The organism is Stenotrophomonas sp. TWI602 (genome assembly GCF_039674045.1).
Lineage (GTDB): Bacteria > Pseudomonadota > Gammaproteobacteria > Xanthomonadales > Xanthomonadaceae > Stenotrophomonas.
On record NZ_JBDJMT010000002.1, the window covers coordinates 140,240 to 161,720 of the forward strand.

Annotated in this window: 18 protein-coding genes; 8 read left to right on the forward strand and 10 right to left on the reverse strand. The window is 67.7% G+C overall.

Features of this window, described 5'->3' with window-relative positions:
• Positions 1-2 precede the first annotated feature (2 nt).
• Both ABE483_RS03290 and ABE483_RS03295 read left to right on the forward strand, forming a co-directional pair.
• Complete coding sequence (locus ABE483_RS03290; RefSeq protein ID WP_070426393.1) at positions 3-1,613, forward strand: carboxyl transferase domain-containing protein; 1,611 nt, start codon at positions 3-5, stop codon at positions 1,611-1,613.
• Between the two features lie 55 nt (positions 1,614-1,668).
• Positions 1,669-3,663, forward strand: a complete 1,995-nt coding sequence (locus ABE483_RS03295; RefSeq protein WP_346465419.1) for an acetyl/propionyl/methylcrotonyl-CoA carboxylase subunit alpha — start codon at positions 1,669-1,671, stop codon at positions 3,661-3,663.
• A 1-nt stretch (position 3,664) separates the two neighbouring features.
• Here ABE483_RS03295 and ABE483_RS03300 read toward each other — a convergent pair whose 3' ends face one another.
• Positions 3,665-4,933 (reverse strand): putative peptide maturation dehydrogenase, encoded by a 1,269-nt coding sequence (locus tag ABE483_RS03300; RefSeq protein ID WP_313219874.1) that lies wholly within the window; start codon positions 4,931-4,933, stop codon positions 3,665-3,667.
• Between the two features lie 112 nt (positions 4,934-5,045).
• Between ABE483_RS03300 and ABE483_RS03305 the strand changes: the two genes are divergently transcribed.
• A complete protein-coding gene (locus ABE483_RS03305; RefSeq protein ID WP_167390353.1) occupies positions 5,046-5,354 on the forward strand; it encodes an NHLP-related RiPP peptide in 309 nt (102 codons plus the stop codon).
• 10 nt (positions 5,355-5,364) lie between these two features.
• On the opposite strand, the gene ABE483_RS03310 is transcribed toward ABE483_RS03305, so the two are convergent.
• The 4 genes from ABE483_RS03310 to aceB all read right to left on the reverse strand — a co-directional run bounded on the left by ABE483_RS03310 (position 5,365) and on the right by aceB (position 12,128).
• Entirely contained in the window at positions 5,365-7,854 is a 2,490-nt protein-coding gene (locus tag ABE483_RS03310; protein WP_346462715.1) for a putative peptide modification system cyclase, read from the reverse strand.
• Between the two features lie 13 nt (positions 7,855-7,867).
• Positions 7,868-8,914 carry a GGDEF domain-containing protein gene (locus ABE483_RS03315; RefSeq protein ID WP_346481110.1) on the reverse strand — a complete coding sequence of 349 codons (1,047 nt, stop codon included), beginning with the start codon at positions 8,912-8,914 and terminating at the stop codon, positions 7,868-7,870.
• A gap of 222 nt (positions 8,915-9,136) precedes the next feature.
• Entirely contained in the window at positions 9,137-10,429 is a 1,293-nt protein-coding gene (gene aceA / locus ABE483_RS03320; protein WP_284128539.1) for an isocitrate lyase, read from the reverse strand.
• A 52-nt stretch (positions 10,430-10,481) separates the two neighbouring features.
• A complete protein-coding gene (gene aceB, locus ABE483_RS03325) occupies positions 10,482-12,128 on the reverse strand; it encodes a malate synthase A (RefSeq protein ID WP_346481111.1) in 1,647 nt (548 codons plus the stop codon).
• A 108-nt stretch (positions 12,129-12,236) separates the two neighbouring features.
• On the opposite strand from aceB, the gene ABE483_RS03330 reads away from it, so the two are divergent.
• Together ABE483_RS03330 and ABE483_RS03335 are read left to right on the forward strand one after the other, a co-directional pair.
• Positions 12,237-13,202, forward strand: a complete 966-nt coding sequence (locus ABE483_RS03330) for a LysR substrate-binding domain-containing protein (RefSeq protein ID WP_346481112.1) — start codon at positions 12,237-12,239, stop codon at positions 13,200-13,202.
• Positions 13,203-13,212: 10 nt separating this feature from the next.
• Positions 13,213-14,115, forward strand: coding sequence for a LysR substrate-binding domain-containing protein (locus tag ABE483_RS03335; RefSeq protein ID WP_123731080.1), 903 nt, complete (start codon positions 13,213-13,215; stop codon positions 14,113-14,115).
• Here ABE483_RS03335 and ABE483_RS03340 read toward each other — a convergent pair.
• Positions 14,105-15,376, reverse strand: coding sequence for an MFS transporter (locus ABE483_RS03340; RefSeq protein WP_346481113.1), 1,272 nt, complete (start codon positions 15,374-15,376; stop codon positions 14,105-14,107). The two genes, ABE483_RS03335 and ABE483_RS03340, sit on opposite strands and share 11 nt — an antisense overlap.
• A 132-nt stretch (positions 15,377-15,508) precedes the next feature.
• The gene (gene lepB, locus ABE483_RS03345) at positions 15,509-16,138 is read right to left on the reverse strand and encodes a signal peptidase I (protein WP_313219868.1); all 630 of its coding nucleotides are present in this window, start codon (positions 16,136-16,138) and stop codon (positions 15,509-15,511) included.
• Between the two features lie 178 nt (positions 16,139-16,316).
• Between lepB and ABE483_RS03350 the strand changes: the two genes are divergently transcribed.
• Positions 16,317-16,727 (forward strand): hypothetical protein, encoded by a 411-nt coding sequence (locus tag ABE483_RS03350; RefSeq protein ID WP_046272279.1) that lies wholly within the window; start codon positions 16,317-16,319, stop codon positions 16,725-16,727.
• A 3-nt stretch (positions 16,728-16,730) separates the two neighbouring features.
• Positions 16,731-17,180, forward strand: coding sequence for a 3-dehydroquinate dehydratase (locus ABE483_RS03355; RefSeq protein WP_346465407.1), 450 nt, complete (start codon positions 16,731-16,733; stop codon positions 17,178-17,180).
• A 260-nt stretch (positions 17,181-17,440) separates the two neighbouring features.
• Here the strand turns inward: ABE483_RS03355 and dcp are convergent, their stop codons facing one another.
• The 3 genes from dcp to arfB form a co-directional block, all read right to left on the reverse strand.
• Positions 17,441-19,597, reverse strand: coding sequence for a peptidyl-dipeptidase Dcp (dcp, locus tag ABE483_RS03360; RefSeq protein ID WP_046272277.1), 2,157 nt, complete (start codon positions 19,595-19,597; stop codon positions 17,441-17,443).
• Between the two features lie 146 nt (positions 19,598-19,743).
• The gene (locus ABE483_RS03365) at positions 19,744-20,304 is read right to left on the reverse strand and encodes a lysophospholipid acyltransferase family protein (RefSeq protein WP_313208918.1); all 561 of its coding nucleotides are present in this window, start codon (positions 20,302-20,304) and stop codon (positions 19,744-19,746) included.
• Between the two features lie 46 nt (positions 20,305-20,350).
• Positions 20,351-20,782 carry an alternative ribosome rescue aminoacyl-tRNA hydrolase ArfB gene (arfB, locus tag ABE483_RS03370; RefSeq protein ID WP_121044396.1) on the reverse strand — a complete coding sequence of 144 codons (432 nt, stop codon included), beginning with the start codon at positions 20,780-20,782 and terminating at the stop codon, positions 20,351-20,353.
• Between the two features lie 137 nt (positions 20,783-20,919).
• Between arfB and ABE483_RS03375 the strand changes: the two genes are divergently transcribed.
• The gene (locus ABE483_RS03375; protein ID WP_313219865.1) at positions 20,920-21,456 is read left to right on the forward strand and encodes a DUF2059 domain-containing protein; all 537 of its coding nucleotides are present in this window, start codon (positions 20,920-20,922) and stop codon (positions 21,454-21,456) included.
• Positions 21,457-21,481 lie beyond the last annotated feature (25 nt).

Sequence of the window (21,481 nt, forward strand, 5' to 3'; positions counted from 1 at the left end):
CCATGACCGTATTGAGCACCCAGCTGCAACCGGGCAGCGACACCTTCGAGGCCAACCGCGCCGCGCTGCAGGCGGTGGTCGACGACCTGCGCGCCACCCTGGCGCAGACCGCGCTGGGCGGCAGCGAAGCGGCACGCGCCAAGCACACCGCACGCGGCAAGCTGCTGGTGCGTGACCGCATCGATGCCCTGCTCGACCCGGGCAGCGCCTTCCTGGAAATCGCCCCGCTGGCCGCGCACGGCATGTATGGCGACCCGATCCCCAGCGCCGGCGTTGTCGCCGGTATCGGCCGGGTCTCGGGCGTGGAGTGCGTGATCGTGGCCAACGATGCCACGGTCAAGGGTGGCACCTACTACCCGATGACGGTCAAGAAGCACCTGCGCGCGCAGGAAGTGGCCGAGCAGAACCGCCTGCCCTGCATCTACCTGGTGGATTCCGGCGGTGCGTTCCTGCCGCTGCAGGACGAGGTGTTCCCGGACCGCGACCATTTCGGCCGCATCTTCTACAACCAGGCCAACCTGTCCGCGCAGGGCATTCCGCAGATCGCCTGCGTGATGGGCAGCTGCACCGCCGGTGGCGCCTACGTGCCGGCGATGAGCGATGAAACGGTGATCGTGCGCGAGCAGGGCACCATCTTCCTCGGCGGCCCACCGCTGGTGAAAGCGGCCACCGGTGAAGTGGTCACCGCCGAAGAACTGGGCGGTGCCGATGTGCATACGCGCATCTCCGGCGTGGCCGACCACATGGCCGACAACGACCTGCAGGCGCTGGCCCGGGTCCGCGCGATCATCGCCCAGCTCAACTGGCGCAAGCCCGAGCCGGCACTGGCGGTGCAGGCCCCGGTGGAACCGCGGCATCCGGCCCACGAGCTGTACGGCGTGATCCCGGCCGACACGCGCAAGCCGTACGACGTGCGCGAAGTGATCCTGCGCCTGGTCGACGATTCGCGCTTTGATGAGTTCAAGCCGCGCTACGGCAACACCCTGGTCACCGGCTTCGCGCACCTGCATGGCTACCCGGTGGGCATCATCGCCAACAACGGCATCCTGTTCTCCGAGTCCGCGCTGAAGGGCGCGCACTTCATCGAACTGTGTACCCAGCGCGGCATTCCACTGGTGTTCCTGCAGAACATCACCGGCTTCATGGTCGGCCGCAAGTACGAGCACGGCGGCATCGCCAAGGACGGGGCCAAGCTGGTGATGGCCGTGGCCTGCGCCAAGGTGCCCAAGTTCACCGTGGTGATCGGCGGCTCGTTCGGTGCCGGCAACTACGGCATGTGCGGCCGCGCCTACTCGCCCAACTTCCTGTGGATGTGGCCGAACGCGCGCATCGGCGTGATGGGCGGCGAGCAGGCCGCCAGCGTGCTGGCCACGGTCAAGCGCGACGGCATCGAAGCCAAGGGCGGGCAGTGGTCGGCCGAGGAAGAAGACGGCTTCAAGTCGCCGATCCGCGCGCAGTTCGAATCGCAGGGCCACCCGTACTACGCCAGCGCCCGCCTCTGGGATGACGGCGTGATCGATCCGGCCGACACCCGTCGTGTGCTGGGCCTGGCGCTGTCAGCCAGCCTCAACGCCCCGGCGAAGAAGACCGACTTCGGCGTGTTCCGCATGTAATGCACGGGCGGTGCCGCCTGGCACCGCCGTCCCTGGCCCGCGCAACGAGACCACCATGTTCACCAAGATCCTGATCGCCAACCGTGGCGAAATCGCCTGCCGCGTCATCGCTACCTGCCAGCGCCTGGGCATCGCCACCGTGGCGGTGTACTCCGACGCCGACCGCAACGCGCGCCACGTGCGCCTGGCCGACGAGGCCATCGCGATCGGCCCGGCGCCGGCGCGCGAGAGCTACCTGCGCGGCGACGCCATCCTGGCCGCCGCCCGCCGCACCGGCGCGCAGGCGATCCATCCTGGCTACGGCTTCCTCTCGGAGAACGCCGGCTTCGCGCAGGCCTGTGCCGAGGCGGGCATCGTGTTCATCGGCCCCTCCGCCGCGGCGATCCGCGCGATGGGCGACAAGAGCGCGGCCAAGGCGCTGATGCAGCAGGCCGGCGTGCCGCTGACGCCGGGCTACCACGGCGACGAGCAGATCCCCGAGTTCCTGCGCAAGCAGGCCGACAGCATCGGCTACCCGGTGTTGATCAAGGCCAGCGCCGGCGGCGGTGGCAAGGGCATGCGCCGCGTGGATGACAGCGCCACCTTCACCGAGGCGTTGGCCAGCTGCCAGCGTGAAGCGCAGTCCGCCTTCGGCAACGCACACGTGCTGGTCGAAAAGTATGTCGAGCGTCCGCGCCACATCGAGATCCAGGTGTTCGGCGACAGCCACGGCAACGTGGTGTACCTGTTCGAGCGCGACTGCTCGGTGCAGCGCCGCCATCAGAAGGTGCTCGAAGAAGCGCCTGCGCCCGGCATGACGCCCGAGCGCCGCGCCGCGATGGGCAAGGCCGCCGTCGATGCCGCGCGCGCGGTCAACTACGTCGGCGCCGGCACGGTGGAATTCATCGCCGGCCCCGATGGCGACTTCTACTTCATGGAAATGAACACGCGCCTGCAGGTGGAGCACCCGGTCACCGAGTGCATCACCGGCACCGACCTGGTGGAATGGCAGCTGCGCGTGGCCAGTGGTGAGCCACTGCCGCTGCAGCAGGATCAGCTGCAGATCCGCGGGCATGCACTGGAAGCCCGCCTGTACGCCGAAGATGCCGACCGCGGTTTCCTGCCCTCCACCGGCACCCTGCGCCACCTGCGCCTGCCGGCCAACACCGCGCACGTGCGCGTGGACGCCGGTGTCGAGCAGGGCGATGCGATCACCCCGTTCTACGACCCGATGATCGCCAAGCTGATCGTCTGGGATGTCGACCGCGACGCCGCGCTGCGCCGCATGCAGCAGGCCCTGGCCGAGTGCGAAGTGGTCGGCGTGACCACCAATGCCGCCTTCCTGCGCCGGCTGGTGATGACCGATTCGTTCACCCAGGCCAAGCTGGACACCGCGCTGATCGAGCGCGAGCAGGCCGCCCTGGCCCCCAACGACGGCGACAGTGATCCGGCGCTGTTGGCGCTGGCCGCGATTGCCGGCGTGGCCACCAGCGAAGCCGCCCGCCGTGATGCGCGTGACCCGCACTCGCCGTGGCAGGCCCAGGACGGCTGGCGCCTCGGCGCGGCCGCTGCACGCGCGCTGACGCTGGAGCACCGGGGCGCGCAGCGCAGCGTCACCGTGCAGGGCGCGGGCGCGGGCGCGGGCGAACAGTGGACCGTCCACATGGACGGCAACGCGCTCGCGGGCAGCGGTGGTTTGGACGGTGATGCACTTCGCGTACAGATCGGCGAGCAGCTGCACCGCGCCACCGTCATCCGCGACGGCAACGAGCTGTACCTGTTCGGCAGCGAAGGCGTGCAGCGCTTCACCCTGCATGATCCGGTCAGCGAAGCGGACCAGTCCGTTGCCGATGCTGGCAGCCTGGTCGCGCCGATGCCGGGCCGTATCGTCGCCACACTCGTGTCACCGGGCACGGCGGTCAAACGCGGCGCGCCGCTGCTGGTGCTGGAAGCGATGAAGATGGAGCACACGCTGCAGGCACCCGCCGATGGCACCGTGCAGGGCTACCGGGTGAAAGCCGGAGACCAGGTGGGCGATGGGGCGGTGCTGGTGGATTTCGAGGCGGGGTGAGTCACCCGGTTGGCGGCTCGGCAGTGAGTACCGGCGTCCACACCTGGCCGCCGGGGTCGAACTCAGAGGTCGACATCTGCTGTGCGCGCCAGCCTACGCCACACACGGCGAGCGGGCTGAGCTGCATGGGATCCATGCCGAGCACCTGCTCGATATCCTGTTCGTTGATCGCGGCCGTAACAAAGGCCCCCAGGCCCTGTTCGGTCGCGCAGGTCAGCAGCAGCTGCGAGATGTGGCCAACATCCAGGATCACCGCGCGGTAGGCCTTGGGATGGTGGCGGTACTTCCAGTAGGTGCGCGCGAACCGGGGGGCCAGCACGATCAGCACCGGCGCATCGGCAAACCAGTGTTGGCCTGCGGTGAACAACGCCGCCAGCTCTGCCATGGACCGCGCATCGGAAGGCAGGGCGGACACGCCGTGCGAGGCAGGATCGTAGTGATACAGACCCGCCTGGAGACCCTCGACATGCTGCACCAGCAGATACGCTTCGGTGGGATGCAGGCCCCCGGCGGACGGTACGTTCTTTTTGAGAAACACCGCGTCTTCTTCGACCACCTGCCGTCCAGTTTCAGCCAGGGTGCGCTGCAGCAGTCGTGACAGCTCGGCCAGCGGCAGTGGCTGCGCCGTATCGAAGTTGCGGCAGGTGCTGCGCTCGCGCAGGCTGCGGTCGAACGCCTCCTCGGGCTGGCGTGGCAGGCGACGAGGTTCTCCTGCGTGGGGAGCCAACGCGGGCGGTGGCGGCCCAAGGTGTGCACGCAGCCCCGCCGCGGTGTGCAGTCCCGCCGATTCCAGGGCTTTCACGCTGTCCTGGCCCTGCCAGCGGCCCTGCCAATGGAGCATCGCGGCAGGTCCCCACCACGGCACCTGCCGCAGCTGCGCTTCACGTTCAGCCAACGCGTCGCGATCTGCGCCCTGTGCCTGGACCAGCCCATGCGCCAGCAGGTAGCGCAGATCGCTGTCATCTTCCCCGGCGGGCCGTGGCTCCCATCGCTCCGGGTCGAGACGTCCCAGCAGCAGCACCTGTGACTCATTGAGCTCGACCGGCGCCGGCAGGTGCGGTGCCAGCGCCGTCCAGACACTGCGCAGGGTCATGCCCGTACCACCGGATACCAGCGCGCGCAGATCGAAGGAGGTCTGCTGTCGGGGCTCGAGGTAGAGGGTGCGGCATCGGCGCAGGTGGAGGGTATCGTGCATGGGCAGCCAGAAAGGGAAGCATCGCGTGTTCCAGTGTGTCGGCCGGGATCGCCAAAGATGAAGGCCGATGATCATCGGGCGACTCAAGCGCTTCACGCGCCGGCCGCTATCGATCGCGGCTGTAACGTCACACCCCGGCCTGCGCGTACGCCCCCTCCTTCCCTCCGCTATCTCCGAGACATCCCACATGACCAGCACTTCTCCGCCGCTTTCCTCCAACGATGCCGTACAGCTGCTGGATCTGCTCAGCAGCGACGATACGTTCCGTACCCTGTTCCAGGCCGATCCCGCCGCCGCGCTGGCGACCATCAGCGCCGAGGCGGGCGCGGCATCGTGCGACTGCGAATCAGGCGGTCCGCTGGCCAGCAAGGAAGAATTCCTGGCCGCTCGTACGCGCCTGCTCGCCCACCTGACCGCCACCAGCTCGTTCAGCTTTCCGCACTGTTTCGTCAGCGGTGACATCGACTCACAACTGCAGCGCAAGCCGCAGCCCTGAGGTCTGGCGGTTACTGCAACGACGTCGCGTCCAGACGTCGTTGTGCGGCCCGGCTGTCATGGACATTCAGCGCCTGCAGGAGATAGGAACCGGCGTTCTCCGCGTAGGCCCTGCCGCGTTGTGTCGCCAGCCAGCGTTGCTCGGCGGCGGCAGCCACCTGGTCCCCGGCGGCCACCAGGCTGTCCTGCAGGGCGACGTGGACCTGGAACAACTCGCTGCCGTCGATGAGCGCGCGCAAGCGCTGCACCGATTGCGCAGCCCGGCCATCCACGCGATCCTGGTTGGCCACCAGCACCGCCACCATCTGCGTTCCACGCGGGTCATCCAGTGCCTTGGCAAGTCGCTGCAGATGCGGCAACTGGCGACGTGCCACGTCATAGAGCTCGGCGCGTTGCGCGAGATAGGCCGAGGCAGCGGCCATGTACAGCCACTCTCCCCGCTCGCCTGCCGCAGGATCGGCCGCCTGCGCGATCATGGTGGCGATAAGCTGCTCATATTCGTGTGCGCCGGCCTTTCGCACGGCAATGCTGGCCAGCGAAAGCGACTGCGCCTGGAACATTCCGCAGATCCGCGCATTGTCACCACAGTGGCGCAGCGCACCTGCATTGGCCCGCAGTGCCGCCGCCGGCTCGCCTGCGTCCAACGCGACGGCGGTGCCCTCCAGGTGCATGGCAAGATCATCCTCCCGAGCGGCGGCAAGCATGCGCTGGGCGCCCACCAGGTCGCCATGAGCGGCGAGCGCGGCGACCATGTGGCGGTTCACTGACCATTGACCGATCCGTGCGGATTGGCGATAGCTGCGCAGTGCCGCATCGGCGTGATTCTGCGCCAGCTCGGCGCGACCGAGCGCCTGCAACGCCATGGCCTGCAACGGGTTCTGTGCGACAGCGGCCTTGCGTGCAGCCTGCTCGGACTCGCTATACCGCCCCACGCTCAGCATGGACCAGGCGTAGTTGGCATGGGCGCCGTGGTAATCGGGATAGAGATCGCCCAAGAGCTTCCACTTTTCGGCCGTGGCGAGTGTTCCGGCGCCGTTGAGATCGGCATCCCAGGCGTCCATGTACAGCCGATCCCGCCCTGACAAGCGACCGGCAGCGCGTTTTGCCGCGGCCAGCGATTGCCGGGCCCCTTCGGGATTGCCCCGGCCCCACTGGATGCGCAGCTGTGCCAGGTAGGCGAACGCGAAGTCCGGATCGAAACGCACCGCCTGCCCGAAAAACCGCTGCGCGTCGTCATAGCGTCCATCGCCGTATGCTTTGACGCCCATCGCGTAGGCATGCAGCGCATCCAGGCTGGCCGTCGCCACCTTGGGCAGCGGCATCGAGTCCCGCGAGATGTCATGCATGGCCTCGCCGAGCTCCACGCGCATCTGAGCCACGACGTCATCGGTGGATCCCAGCAGGGATTCCATGCCGCGGCCATCGGCATGGTCGGACCACGCCGTATTGCCGGTGTTGGGATCGATCAGTTCCAGTGAAACACGCAGCCGCCCATGCACTTCGGCCACGGTGGGTACGATCACGGCTCTGGCACCCTCACGCAGCGCGACCTCGATCGCCGCGTCGCGGTCCAGCGCTCCACCTTCGCGACGCATCCGCTCCAGCGTTTCCTGCACCTTCATGTCGCTGAGCACATTGACGTAACGCGACTGCTCCAGAGAAATGCGGAACGCCTGTTGAAGACTGTCGTCCAGCAGTGCATTGCCGGTCAGGTTATGGAGGTTGCCCAGTACCACCCAATCCCGTTCGCCGAAGGCAATGGCCGGCGTCGGGCGTAGAAAGGCCCAGGTGCCGAAGACCATGCCTGCCACCAGCGCCACCTCGGCCAGCAGTGTCATCGGCCGGCGCCACAGCGGCACGGCACGGCGGGCCTTGGGGCTGCCGCGTGGGGCACGCAGCGGCGCAAACTCCGGTTCGCCCACTTCATGGATGTCCTGGCGACCGGGCATGCCCTTGAACCGCCAGCCGCCGTGCGATTTCCACACCAGTCGCTCGCCACGCTCCCCCAGCTCGCCCACCGCGCGATGGGTCAGCGATTCGGCCACGGCCGAGAGCAGGATCTGCCCGGGCCGGGCAAGGGCCATCAGGCGCGCGGCCATCGGCTTGGCCAGGCCCTCGACCTCCAGCGATTTGGCCCCAACCTTGATCGCCTCGGGGCTGTTTTCCCAGGTCAGCACTTCGCCGACGTGCAGGCCCGCGCGTGCGCGCAGCACGATGTTGCGTTGCTTGCCGATCTCCTGCAGGCCGCGCTGGTAATCCAGCGCAAAGCCGAGACCATCGATGGCGCGCTCGAACAACAGCAGCAGGCCATCGGAACGATCGATCAGGCGACCATTCCACTGTTGCTGCAACACCAGCACCAGCCGGTCATGCGCCTGGAACAGCTCCGCCGCCGCCGCATCGCCAATCCGCTCCACCAGGATCAACGAGTCGCACAGATCGGTGAACAGCAGCGCCCGCATCTGCGGGGCCTGGGTCGACGTTCCGTTGTCGCCGTTCATGCCGATCTCCCGATCAGGGTGTGGCGGTCGCTGATCGCGACCAGTGCAATCGGTTGCCGCCCAGCCGTTTGGCCTGGTACAGCGCATTGTCGGCGCGGGCGTACCACTCGCTCCAGTCGGTCTGCGGGTCGATCAGACAGACCCCGATGCTGACCGGGCACACATGCGGCACGCCATGCGCACGGTCGATCAGGCCATGCACCGCGCTGAGAATGAACTCGGCGGCGTGCTGCAGGCTGTCCTGGTCGGCGCTGCGCAGCAGCAGGCAGAATTCGTCGCCGCCCAGCCGGCAGGCCACGTCCGGCTCGGTGGCCACCGAGCGCAGGATGTTGGCCACGCTCTGCAGCACGCGGTCGCCGGCCTGGTGGCCGTGCACATCGTTGACCTGCTTGAACTGGTCGCAGTCGATCAGCAGCAGGCCCTGCGGCGCGCTGTTTTCCTGCGCACGGCAGTCCTGCAGGTAGAGCGCGAGGCCACGCCGGTTGTGCAGGCCGGTCAGCTCGTCGGTGCGCACCAGCTCGCGCGTGTGGGTGAGCTGGTGAGTGGTGACGTAGAGGTTGTCCAGCGCGGTTTCGAGATCGTGGTTGCGGCGGCGCAGCTGGCGGATCAACACCTGCTCGTTGCTCACCACCCGCATGATCGTGCGGCGCAGGAAGTAGGCCAGCAGACCAGGGTCGCGGTCGACCAGACGCTGGAAATCGTCGTGGTCCAGTTCCAGCACGATGCTGTCCTCGACCGCACGCGCGCCGGCCGTGCGCTGGTGGTCGCCGATCAGCAGGCCCAGCTCGCCGAAGAATTCATTGGGACCGAGTGACTTCACGACGAGGTCTTCGCCGAAGTCCAGTTCGATGCAGCCGCTGACGATCACGTACATCGTGTTGCCGGCGTGGCCGCGATGGAACAGATGGGTGCCTGAGGGCAGCTTGCGTTGCCGGCCGAATTCGGAGAACAATGCGGACTCGCCGTTGCTCAGGATGGCGTGCACGATCTCAGCCATCGCCTTGCGGTCGATGTCTGGTTCCTGTTCGCACATGATCGCCGCCGCACCCTTGCCGGTCATTTCCGAACACCCGCTTTTCAGCGTCCCCCTGGTGAGCGATGGAGGATAGCACTCCTCAAAACTGTGCGCCCTATCCCATTTCCGACTTTTACCCCCCAAGATCGTGAAAACACGCGTGTTCTACCGCGTGTGACGATGTGAAGAGGCGGGTCCCGAGACGACGCAGGGCGGCCGATCCCCGACCGGCCGCCCTGTGGGCCTTCCTTGGCCGCCCTTCCTGGATCAGGCCGCCCGTTCGGCGTTGAACTGCTCTTCCTCGGTGGACCCGCTCAGGGCGGTGGTCGAGGACTGGCCCTGCTGGATCGCCTGGGTCACCGCGTCGAAGTAGCCGGTGCCGACCTCGCGCTGGTGCTTGACCGCCGTGAAGCCGCGGTCGGCGGCGGCGAACTCGGCTTCCTGCAGCTCCACGAAGGCGCTCATCTGGCGGCGGGCGTAGCCGTGGGCCAGGTTGAACATCGAGTAGTTCAGGGCGTGGAAGCCGGCCAGGGTGATGAACTGGAACTTGTAGCCATATTTGGCGATCTCCTTCTGGAAGGTCGCGATGGTGGCGTCGTCCAGGTTCTTCTTCCAGTTGAAGCTGGGCGAGCAGTTATAGGCCAGCAGCTTGCCCGGGAACTTGGCGTGGATCGCTTCGGCGAACTTGCGGGCGAACTCCAGGTCCGGCTTGCCGGTCTCGCACCAGATCAGGTCGGCGTAGGGGGCGTAAGCCAGGCCGCGGCTGATGGCCTGGTCCAGGCCGTTGCGGGTCTTGTAGAAGCCTTCCACGGTCCGCTCGCCGGTGGTGAACGGCTGGTCGTTGCCATCCACATCGCTGGTCAGCAGGTCGGCCGCCTCGGCATCGGTACGTGCCACCAGCAGGGTCGGGACGCCCATCACGTCGGCGGCCAGGCGCGCGGCGTTGAGCTTCTCGATGGCCTCGCGGGTGGGCACCAGCACCTTGCCGCCCATGTGCCCGCACTTCTTCACCGAGGCCAGCTGGTCCTCGAAGTGCACGCCGGCCGCGCCGGCCTCGATCATCGCCTTCATCAGTTCGAAGGCGTTGAGCACGCCGCCGAACCCGGCTTCGGCATCAGCCACGATCGGCTGCAGGAAGTCGATGTCATCCTTGCCCTCGGCATGGTGCAGCTGATCGGCGCGCAGCAGGGTGTTGTTGATGCGCTTGACCACCGCCGGCACCGAATCGGCCGGGTACAGCGACTGGTCCGGGTACATCTGGCCGGCCAGGTTGGCATCGGCGGCGACCTGCCAGCCGGACAGGTAGATCGCATTCAGGCCGGCCTTGACCTGCTGCATGGCCTGGTTGCCGGTCAGCGCGCCCAGCGCGTTGACGAAGTCCTTTTCCTGCAGGTACGTCCACAGCTTCTCCGCGCCCAGCCGCGCCAGCGAGTGCTCCACGTGCACGGTGCCACGCAGGCGCACCACGTCGGCGGCGGTGTAGTTGCGGGTGATCCCGGCCCAGCGCGGGTCGGTGTTCCAAGCGTGCTGGATCTGTTCGGCGGTCTGCAGGGTGCTCATGTCGAATCTCCAAAGGGAACGGATGCGGTAACAGCAGGTGGATGGCGGGTGGTCAGTCGAGGCGGTCGTAGGCCGGCAGGGTCAGGAAGTCGGTGAGCTCCTCGCGGCGGCTGAGGTCGGCCAGCAGCGAGATGGACTCGGGGATGCGGGCGCTGCCGGGCAGCGCGGCGCTATCGCCCAGCCGCGCCGGCAGCTGGGCCAGGGTGGCGTCGAGCAGGGCCAGGTCGATGGCGGTGCCGTCGTCCAGGTGCTGGCCGGGGGTATGCAGCCACTGCCACAGCTGGCTGCGGCTGATCTCGGCGGTGGCCGCGTCTTCCATCAGGTGGTGGATCGGCACGCAGCCGTTGCCGTCCAGCCAGGCGGCCAGGTAGCGCACGCAGACCTCGACGTTGCCCTCGAAACCGGCGCGGGTGATGGTGCCGGTGGGCGCGGCGATCAGGTCATCGCGGCCCACCTGCACGTCGTTGCGCAGCACGCGGTGCTGGTTCGGTCCGGGCATGTGCTCGTCGAAGATCGCCTGCGCGACCGGGATCAGCGCGGGGTGGGCGACCCAGGTGCCGTCATGGCCGGCGGTGACTTCGCGCAGCTTGTCCGCCCGCACCCGCGCCATCGCCTGCTCGTTGGCGGCCGCGTCGTGGTTGATCGGAATCTGCGCGGCCATGCCGCCCATCGCATGCGCGCCACGGCGGTGGCAGGTGCGGATCAGCAGCTCCGAATAGGCCTTCAGGAACGGCTGGGTCATTGTCACCTGGCCGCGCTCGGGCAGCACCTTGTCGGCGTGCCGGCGGAAGGTCTTGATGTAGGAAAAAATGTAATCCCAGCGGCCACAGTTCAGGCCGACGATGCGGTCGCGCAGCGCATGCAGGATCTCATCCATCTCGAACACCGCCGGCAGCGTTTCGATCAGCACGGTGACCTTGATCTGCCCATGCGGCAGGCCGAGCATGCCCTCGATGTGCGACAGCGCGGTCTCCCACAGTGCCGCCTCTTCCATGCTCTGCAGCTTGGGCAGGTAGAAGTACGGCCCCCGCTGCCTGCACATCAGCGTACGGGCGTTGTGGAAGGCGAACACCGCCGCATCGAACAGGCCACCGGCAATCGGCTGGCCATCGATGCGCACGTGCTTCTCATCCAGGTGCCAGCCACGCGGGCGGACGATCAGCACGGCCTGCTCGTTGAACGGCCGCAGCGTGTACTGCTTGCCCGGCTTCCCATCGACGGACGGGCCGGTGTAGGTCAGATCGCCCCGCACCGCGCCGATCAGCGCCTGCTGGCCGGCCAGCAGGTTGCGCCAGGCCGGGGCGGTGGAATCCTCGAAGTCGGCCATGAACACCTTGGCGCCGGAGTTCAGCGCGTTGATGACCATCTTCGGGTCGGTCGGGCCGGTGATCTCCACCCGGCGGTCCTGCAGCGCCTCCGGCAGCGGGGCGACGTGCCAGTCGCTGGCGCGGATCTCGGCGGTATCGGCACGGAAGTCCGGCAGGCCGCCGCCATCGAAGAACGCTTGGCGGGCCACCCGTGCCTGCAGCCGGCGCTGACGCTCCGGCTCCACCGCCCGGTGCAGCGACACCAGCAGCGCCAGTACCCCCGCCGGCAGCAGCGCGGACTGGCCAGCCAGCTGGGTGGTGAGGGCGATGCCGGGGGTGGCCGGTGCATCGGCGGGGGTGGGCTGGGCGGTGGCGTAAGCGACGGCGGACATGGCGGGCTCCTGCGGTGCGGTTGAGCTCCACCGTGCGCCGCCGCGCCGATATTTGACAAAGCAGTTATTGCAATGGCTTACATAAGGTGTGCTTATACTCATGACGCCATGCCCACGCCGCGCACGCCAAGTCCCCGGTTTTCCTACAAATCCGACCGGCTCAAGCCGCTGCGGGCGTTCTGCCAGACGGTCCGCCTCGGCTCAGTCTCACGGGCAGCTGAGGCTTTGTTCGTCAGCCAGCCGGCCATCAGCCAGCAACTGCAGGCGCTGGAGCGCGAGTTGGGCGTCAGCCTGTTCGAGCGCAGCGGCCGCCGCTTGGTGCCCAGCCGCGAAGGCCAGCTGCTGTATGAGATGGCGCTGCCGCTGGTGGAGAACCTGGACGGGCTCGAGGCCAGCTTCCGCGACAAGGTGAAGGGGCTGGATGCCGGCGAGCTCAACATCGCGGCCAACAGCTCGACCATCCTGTACCTGCTGCCGCGCATCGTGGAGCGCTTCCGCCAGCGCCACCCGGATGTCCGCCTGACCCTGCACAACGCGATCAGCGCCGACGGCACCGACCTGCTGCGCAGCGATGCGGCGGACCTGGCGGTGGGCTCGATGACCGACGTGCCGGCCGACCTCAGCTACGCCCCGGCCTACCGCTTCGAGCAGGTGCTGATCGCCCCGCCCGATCATCCGCTGGCGCATGGCGAACTGAGCCTGGAGGCGATCTCGCAGTACCCCCTGGTGCTGCCGCCCAAACGCCAGATCACGTACCGGCTGGTGGACCAGGTGTTCCAGCGGCATCGGCTGCCCTACACCGTGGCGCTGGAGGTGGGTGGCTGGGAAGTGATCAAGCAGTACGTCGCGATGGGCATGGGCATCTCGATCGTGCCGGCGCTCTGCCTCCACGATGCTGATCGCGAGAAACTGGTGACGCGCTCGATGAGTGCGTGGTTCCCGGAGCGCAGCTATGGGGTGATCGTGCGGCGCGGGCGTTTCCTGTCACCGCAGGCGCGGGCGTTCATCGAGCTGATCCAGCCGGACCTGTTCAGTCCGCGCAGCTATGATGAAAGTGGTCATTCCGAGCGCTGACGCACGCCCCATGTCCATCGAACTCCGCCACCTGCGCTACTTCCTGGCCGTCGCCGAGACACTGCACTTCGGCCGCGCGGCCGAGCGGCTGGGGATGTCGCAGCCACCGCTCAGCCAGCAGATCCGTCAGCTGGAAACGCTGCTCGGCGCGCGGTTGTTCCTGCGTGCGAACCGCCGCGTGGAACTCACCGACGCCGGGCGCGTGCTGCAGGAGCAGGCGCGCGAGGTGCTGGCGCGGGTGGATACCGCGATCGATCTGACCCAGCGCGCGCAGCGCGGGGAAACCGGCGAACTGCGCATCGGTCTGACCCGGGCCACCCCGCTGTCCACGCAGATTCCGCGCGCGATCTTCGCCTACCGCCAGCAGTTTCCGCAGGTGCAGTTGAAGCTGCGCGAGATGAACACCCTGCAGCAGATCGATGCGCTGATGGCCGGCGAACTGGATGTCGGGTTGATCCGCAAACGTGCCCTGCCCGCGCCGCTGATGTCACGCAAACTGTTCAGTGATCCGCTCGCGCTGGTGGTGCACGACCAGCATCCGCTGGTACGTGAGTTGCCGGCCGATGCGGCGGTGGCGCTGCGGCTTTTCGCGCATGAGCCGTTCGTCGGGTTCCTGCGCGAGGTCGGCGCGGGCATCCACGATCACTTCATCGCGTTGTGCCGGGGCGCCGGCTTCACGCCGCGCATCGTGCAGGAAGCCGGGGAAGCCTCGACACTGATCAGCCTCGCGGCCTCAGGGTTGGGGGTAACGGTGCTACCCGCCTCGTGCAGCCATATCCAGGTGGACGGCGCGCGCTTCGTCGCACTCAGTGATCGAGCAGCCAGTTCGGAAGTGCACGTGGCTTGCCGCCGCGGCACAGCTTCGCCGTTGATCGGTCACTTCACCCGGCTGCTGCAGGGTGTCAGCGGCTGAGCGCGAGCGCGGCGGCGGCCGGTTGCACGCGCTGGCCCAGGCGCCAGGCGATCACGCCACCGGCCACGGTCAGTACGCCGACGAAACCGCACACGCCCAGCCAGTCCCAATGCGTGTAGAACACACCGCCAAGCACACCGGCCACGCTGGAGCCCAGGTAGTAGGCGAACAGATACAGCGCGGACGCTTCGGCGCGCATCGCGCCGGCGCGGCTGCCGACCCAGCTGCTGGCCACCGAGTGGCCGCCGAAGAAGCCGAACGTCACCAGCGCGATGCCGGCCGCCATGCAGCCCAGCCACGGCATCGCCAGCAGCACGATGCCCAGCGCGATCAGTCCGTAGCAGATCGCCAGCACGCGGCTGCGGCCATGGCGGTTGGCCTGCTGCCCCATCCACGCCGAGCTGAAGGTGCCGACCAGGTACACGCTGAAGATCAGGCCGACCACGGTCTGGCTGAGGCCATACGGCGGCGCGAGCAGGTGGAAGCCGAGGTAGTTGTAGAGGGTGACGAACAAACCCATCAACACGAAGGCGGTGGCGAACAGCCACGGCAAGCCGGGATCGCCGAACAGGCTGCGCCAGCGCGAAGGCAGTTCGCGCAGTCCCCCGCGACGGCTCTGGAAGTGGCGTGACGGCGGCAGCTGGATCCATAGCAGCACGGTACTGAGCAGTGCGATCAGCGAGACCACGCCAATGCCCCAGCGCCAGCCCCAATGGTCGGCAACGATGCCCGCGATGAGACGACCGCTCATGCCCCCGATCGCGTTGCCGCCGATGTACAGGCCCATCGCCAGGCCCAGCGCGCGGCTGTCCATTTCTTCGGCGAGGTAGGTCATGCCCACCGCCGGTACGCCACTGAGCGCGATGCCGAGCAGCGTGCGCAACACCAGCAGCGTGGTCCAGTCATCCACCATCGCGGTGGCGACAGACAACACGCTGGACGCCAGCAACGCCGCGACCATCACGCTGCGGCGCCCGATGCGGTCGGAGATCAATCCCGCGATCAGCATCGAGACCGCCAGCAGACCGGTGGTCAGCGACAGGGTCAGCGCACTGTTGGCTGCGGAGACGCCGAAGTGGCGACTGAATTCGGGCAGCAGCGGCTGCACCGTGTAGAGCAGCCCGAAGGTGGAGAAGCCGGCCAGGAACAGCGCGGCCGCCGTGCGCCGGAAGGCCGGGGTGCCCTGCTGGATCTGATCGCCGTCCGCCGCTGCGGTGGCCGGGGAGCTGCGATCGGGGACCGCTGCGGTGTCGCCATTCATGCCGGTAAGGCCCGCGTGGACGGGCCGGAGCGAGGAGTCAGCGCTCAGGATAGGCAGCGCCGGCAGGTCGATCCATAACCTGATAGATCTGAATCGAGACGATCCAGATATCGATTTAGATCGTGGCCGGGATTACAGCGCCTGCCAGGTCAGGCCTTCCCCACGGCGGTAGTAGACGTGCGACGCCTTGCCATACAGCGCGCTGGCCTGGACCAGGCCGAAGAAGCGGCCGTCGGCGCTGTTGCCGCGGTGGTCGCCGAGCATCAGCACCTCGCCCGCCGGGACGGTCAGCCCGGTGATATCGGGCCCGCCGCCCTGGCCCAGATCCAGCTGCGCCAGATGCTGGCCGAAGTCTTCGATCTCGCCGACCCCGGCCTGGGCCAGCGGATGGCCATTGATGCTCAGGTGACCATCGTGCAGCTCGACCCGATCCCCGCCGACCGCCGCGATGCGCTTGATCAGGCGGGTGCCGTCCTGCGGTGAATCGAACACCGCCACGTCACCCCGCTGCGGCTGGCCGGTGTGCAGCAGCTCCATCGAGGTGAACGGCAGGCGCACGCCGTAGGCACGCATGTCCACCACCACCCGGTCGCCCGGCATCAGCGTGTGCTGCATCGAGCCGCTGGGCACCTGGTAGTGATTGGCCAAGGTGTCGCGCGCCGCGGCGAGCAGGCCGAGCATCACCAGCAGCGGCAGGGCTTCCTTCTTCAGCCAGCGCAGCAGGCGATGGTCGGTGGGGGCAGCGGCGGCGGGGGTGTCCATACGGGCGCTCCAGGAAGTGTGTGGCTGTGACCGGATGGACGGCGGGCAAGTTCCCTGCCCCGCGCTGAAAAAGCTACGCACTGTTTACGCAGGGGCCGTCCGGTCGGCATCGCGGTTTTACGGGGCGCGGCCGCATCGTGGCGACACCGCGCCAAAGGGCGCTTCGAAGAGACGTTCCATGACCATCCTGCTGATCCGGCACACACCGTCGAACGCCGTGCCGGACGCGTCGCCGCTGCCTGCGCGGGTCGCCGGGCACCGCCTGGCCTGCCGCGACTGCGACTCCCTGCCGGCCCTGGTGCGCTGCCTGCAGCGTGCCCAGCGCAGCCGCCCGGCGCTGGTCCTGATCGCCACCGCGGCGGTCGATGCACCGCAGTGGGCTCGTTATGGCCAGGCGCTGCGCACCGCGCTGGAGGACCTGCCGGCGCCGTACATCGAGATGGCCAGCAACGACGACGACGCGCTGGACGAGCACCTGCATCCGCAGCATGCCCCGGCCGCGCGGGTGGTGTGCAGCAGCGGCCGCCAGGATGCCTGTCGCCTGTCGTTGGCGATCGCTGCCCATCGCCTGCAGGCCGTGGAGGGCTGAGCCATGTCGATCTTCATCATCCGGGGGCCGGAAGCGGCCGGGCAGCTGATCCGTACTGCGCAGCCGCTGCCGCCGCTCGTTCTCAAATCCCTGGTGCACCGTGCGATCGATGCGGGCACCACGGTGGCGATCCGCGCGTGCGGCTCGGAGCAGGAGTTGCTGGATGCCCTGCGCGTGGCCGATCACAGCCGCGGCGAAGTCACCCTGCTCGATCCGGGTGCGTGCGTGGACAGCGCGCGCCTGCAGCGCCTGCTGCCGCATCTGCACAACGCCTACGTGGAAGTGCACGACGACGATGCGCGCGCACCGGAAGCGTGCTTGCCAGCGGAGGTGGGCCAGCGCATCGGCGTGGCGCGCGGCTACTGCGCGCAGAGTTACATGCACGCGCTGGAGATCGCGCTGGATCACCTGGGGTGCAGTGAGATCGCCGAAGGCGTGCACGTGGGGACGTGATGCGCGGAGTCGGTGGGGCGGGTGCTGGGCCCCTATGCCCTTGGAGGCGAAATAAAGGGGGAGGCGGCGGCCGCAGGCCGACGCCGGAGGACATTCGCCGGAAAGGGCATAGGGGCCCAGCGCCCGCCCCAGCGGAGCCGCAACCAAAAAAAACGGCAGGGTTTCCCCTGCCGTTTTCGTTTCAGCGTGTACCGGTGGCAGGCGTATCGGCCAGTCACCGGCGTACCGACCAACGGTCGGTACCTACCGGGATGCCGCGATTATTTCAGGCCACGATTGACCAGCAGCGGCTCCACCGACGGATCCTTGCCGCGGAACTCGCGGTACAGATCGGCCAGCTCCACGCTGTTGCCGCGCGAGAGGATCTTGTCGCGGAACACCTGGCCGTTCTCCGGGGTCAGGCCGCCGTTCTCCTTGAACCACTCGAAGGCGTCATGGTCCAGCACTTCGGCCCAGAAGTAGGCGTAGTAGCCGGACGAATAACCGCCGCCCCAGATGTGGTCGAAGTAGCTGGTGCGGTAGCGCGGCGGCACCTGCGGCAGGTCGACCTTGAACTTCTTCAGCGCGGCCGCTTCAAACGGCGCCACGTCCTGCAGCTTGGCGTCGGCCGGCTGGGTGTGCCAGGCCAGGTCGAGCAGGGCCGCCGAGAGATACTCGGTGGTCGCATAGCCCTGGTTGAAGGTGCGGGCCTTGAGGATCTTGTCGACCAGCGCCTGCGGCATCGGCTCGCCGGTCTTGTAGTTCTTGGCGTAGTTGGCGAAGACCTTCGGGTCCAGCGCCCAGTGCTCGTTGAACTGCGAGGGGAACTCGACGAAATCGCGCGAGGTGCTGGTACCGGCGATGGACGGGTACTTCACCTTCGAGAACATGCCGTGCAGCGCATGGCCGAACTCATGGAACATCGTGGTCACGTCATCGAAGCTCAGCAGCGCGGGCTGGCCAGCGGCGGGCTTGGTGAAGTTGCACACGTTGTAGACCACCGGCTTGGCACCGGTCAGGCCGTCCTGTTCGACGAACACGTCCATCCAGGCGCCACCGGACTTGCTGTCACGCTTGAAGTAGTCGGTGTAGAACAGGGCCAGCGAGGTGCCGTCCTTGTCGAACACTTCGTAGACCTTCATGTCCGGGTGGTAGGTGGGGATATCGGTACGCGGCTTGAAGGTGATGCCGTACAGCTGCGTGGCGGCGTAGAAGACGCCGTTCTGCAGCACGTTGTCCATCTCGAAATACGGCTTGATCTGCGATTCGTCCAGGTCGTACTGCGCCTTGCGCACCTGTTCGGCGTAGAAGTCCCAATCGGAGGCAGCGAGCTTGAAACCGCCCTTCTGCGCATCGATCACCTTCTGCATTTCGCTGATCTCGCCACGCGCCTTGGCAGTAGCGGCCGGCACGGTGTCGGTCAGCAGCTTGAGCGCGGCGGCCGGGGTCTTGGCCATCTGGTCGGCCAGGCTGTAGGCGGCGTAGTTCTCGAAGCCGAGCAGCTTGGCCTTCTGCGCGCGCAGCTGGGCCAGGCGCTGGATGGTCTCGCGCGTGTCGTTGGCGTCGCCCTTTTCAGCACGGGTTTCCGACGCCTTGAGCACGGCGGCGCGCTGCTCGCGGTCGCTCAGCGAGCCGAGCACCGGCTGCTGGGTGGTGTTCTGCAGCGGCAGCAGGTACTTGCCATCGAGGTTGCGGGCCTTGGCATCGGCGGCGGCGGTGTTGATCGCATCCTCGTCCAGGCCGGCCAGCTTGGCCTTGTCATCGACCACCACGGCACCGGCGGCGGTCGCGGCCACCAGACGGGTGTGGAACTGCGTGGCCAGTGTGGTTTCTTCCACGTTGAGCTTGCGCAGCGAGGCCTTGTCGGCATCGTTCAACTGCGCGCCGGCGCGCACGAATTCCTGGTAGTCACGCTCGACCAGGCGCTTCTGCACCGGGTCCAGACCCAGCGCATCGCGCTGGTCGTAGATGGTCTTGATGCGGGCGAACAGCTTCGGGTCGAGGTTGATCTCGTCCTGGTGCTCGGCCAGCTTCGGGGCGACTTCTTCCTGCACCTTCTGGCGTGCATCGTTGGTGTCGGCCTGGACCAGGCCGAAGAAGATGCGCGACACGCGGGTCAGGGTCTCGCCGCTGCGCTCCAGCGCTTCGATGGTGTTGTCGAAGGTGGCCGGCTCGGGGTTGTCGGCGATCTTGCGGACTTCGGCCAGGTGCTGCTTCATGCCTTCGTTGAAGGCCGGCAGGTAGTCACTGTCCTTGATCTTGTCGAACGGCGGCGCCTGGAACGGCAGCGTGCTGGCGCTCAACAGCGGGTTGGCGGACGCATCGGCCGGCTGCTGGGTCGGGGCGGGCTGGGTATCGGTCACGGGGGTGGACTCCTTGCCGGAACAGGCCGCCAGCGCCAGGCTGATGGCAGCGGCCAAAACTACGGTACGCGACATGAAACGGGCTCCTTGGATGAGGGCGCGGGACGGAAAATCCCGCAGCCGATCACCCTACTCCCAAAGCCCGCAGGCGGCATGTGCCGGTCGTGGCGCGTGGCTGTGCGGGCCGTGGGGGCTACTCCGCCCGACCCGCCCGGCGGCGCTCAGACGGTGCCGCGGGTCTTGCCCTGCCAGGGGCGATAGTACGCGCGGATCGCGGCCATGTCGGCCACGTCGTTGCCGGTGGGATGGAACAACGGGCCGATGCCGATGGTCTTTTCCGGGTAGTGGAAGTACGCCGCCAGCACGGGTACATCGGCCATGCGCGCGATCTTGAGGAAGCCGGCCTTCCAGTGCTGCACCGCCTTGCGCGTGCCTTCCGGCGTGATCGCATACCACAGGCGGTCCGAGCCCCGGATCAGGCTGACCGCCTGCTCCACGGTGCCCTGCGGTGAGCTGCGGTCCAGCGGGATGACGCCGAGCTTGCGCAGCAGCGGGCCCAGCGGCCACCAGAACAGCGAGGCCTTGCCGAGCACCTTGACCTGCATGCCCAGCGCGATCTTCGCCGCCATGCCCCAGAAGCCGTCCCAGTTGGACGAATGCGGGGCGATGATGAACACCACTTTGGGCACATCGGGCAGGGTGCCGGTCACTTTCCAGCCGCCCAGGCGCAGCGTGCAGCGGGCCAGCCAGCGGAGGAAACGGTTCGGTTTGACCTGCGGCATGTTCGGCGGAACCACCGGCAACAACGGACTTCGGTTGTTCAAGCAATCACTCCCAATTGCGTGTGGTGCGCCCGCGCTTGATCTGCGCGCGCCCCTTTTTGGCGTCCAGACGACGCAGTTTCGACCCGTAGGTCGGCTTGGTGGCCACGCGTGCCTTGGGCACGCTCAGCCCCGCCTGGATGAAGGCGGCCAGTCGATCGCGCGCGTCTTCGCGGTTACGGTCCTGGGTACGGAAACGCTGTGCATCGATGACCAGCACGCCTTCGCCGGTCATGCGCCGGTCGCGGCGGGCCAGCAGGCGCGCGCGCAACGGCTCGGGCAACGAAGGCGAGCCGGCCACGTCGAAGCGCAGTTCGACGGCGGTGGAGACCTTGTTGACGTTCTGGCCACCGGCGCCGCTGGCGCGCACGAACCGCTCGACGAGTTCCGTATCCGGAATCGTCAGGTGCGCGCTGATGGTGACTGGCCCGTTGCCCATGGGCGGCATTGTAAGGGGAGGACCGCCGGTCGGGTGACTGCAACGTGCGTGGATGTCGCCGATAACGTCCTCAATTACGGCCTGATGACGCCATCGCAGGTATTCTCCGGAGTCCACGCAACGCAGGATGCTCCGCCATGTCCCTGATCCGCCCGTTGGCCCGCCGCGGCCTGACCCGCCTCACTCTGGCCCTGGCGCTGGGCCTGGCCGCGATCGCGCCGGCCTTGGCCGCGCCGCCGTCGGATGCCGACATCAACCGCCTGCTGGCCGCCTCGCGCGCGCAGAGCATGCTCGATACGATGCTGCCGCAGATCGAGGCGATGCAGCGCCAGCAGTTCCAGCAGGTGGCGCAGCAGCGTCAGCTGGATGCGACACAGCAGGCCCAGCTGCAGCGGATCGAGCAGCGGACCAGCCAGACCGTGCGTCAGGCGCTGTCCTGGAAGGAGCTGCGGCCGATGTACGTGGATCTGTACAAGCAGACCTTCAGCAAGGAAGACGTGCTGGCGATGGCGGAGTTCTATGAGAGCTCGGCGGGGCAGAGCCTGTTGGACAAGACGCCGGCACTGATGCAGAACGTGATGGTGGCGATCCAGGCCAAGATGCAGCCGCTGTTCGTGGATCTGCAGAAGGACCTGGAAGCGATCGTCAATGAGCCGGCGCCGGCAAAAAAATAACCGGTAGAGCCGACCGTTGGTCGGC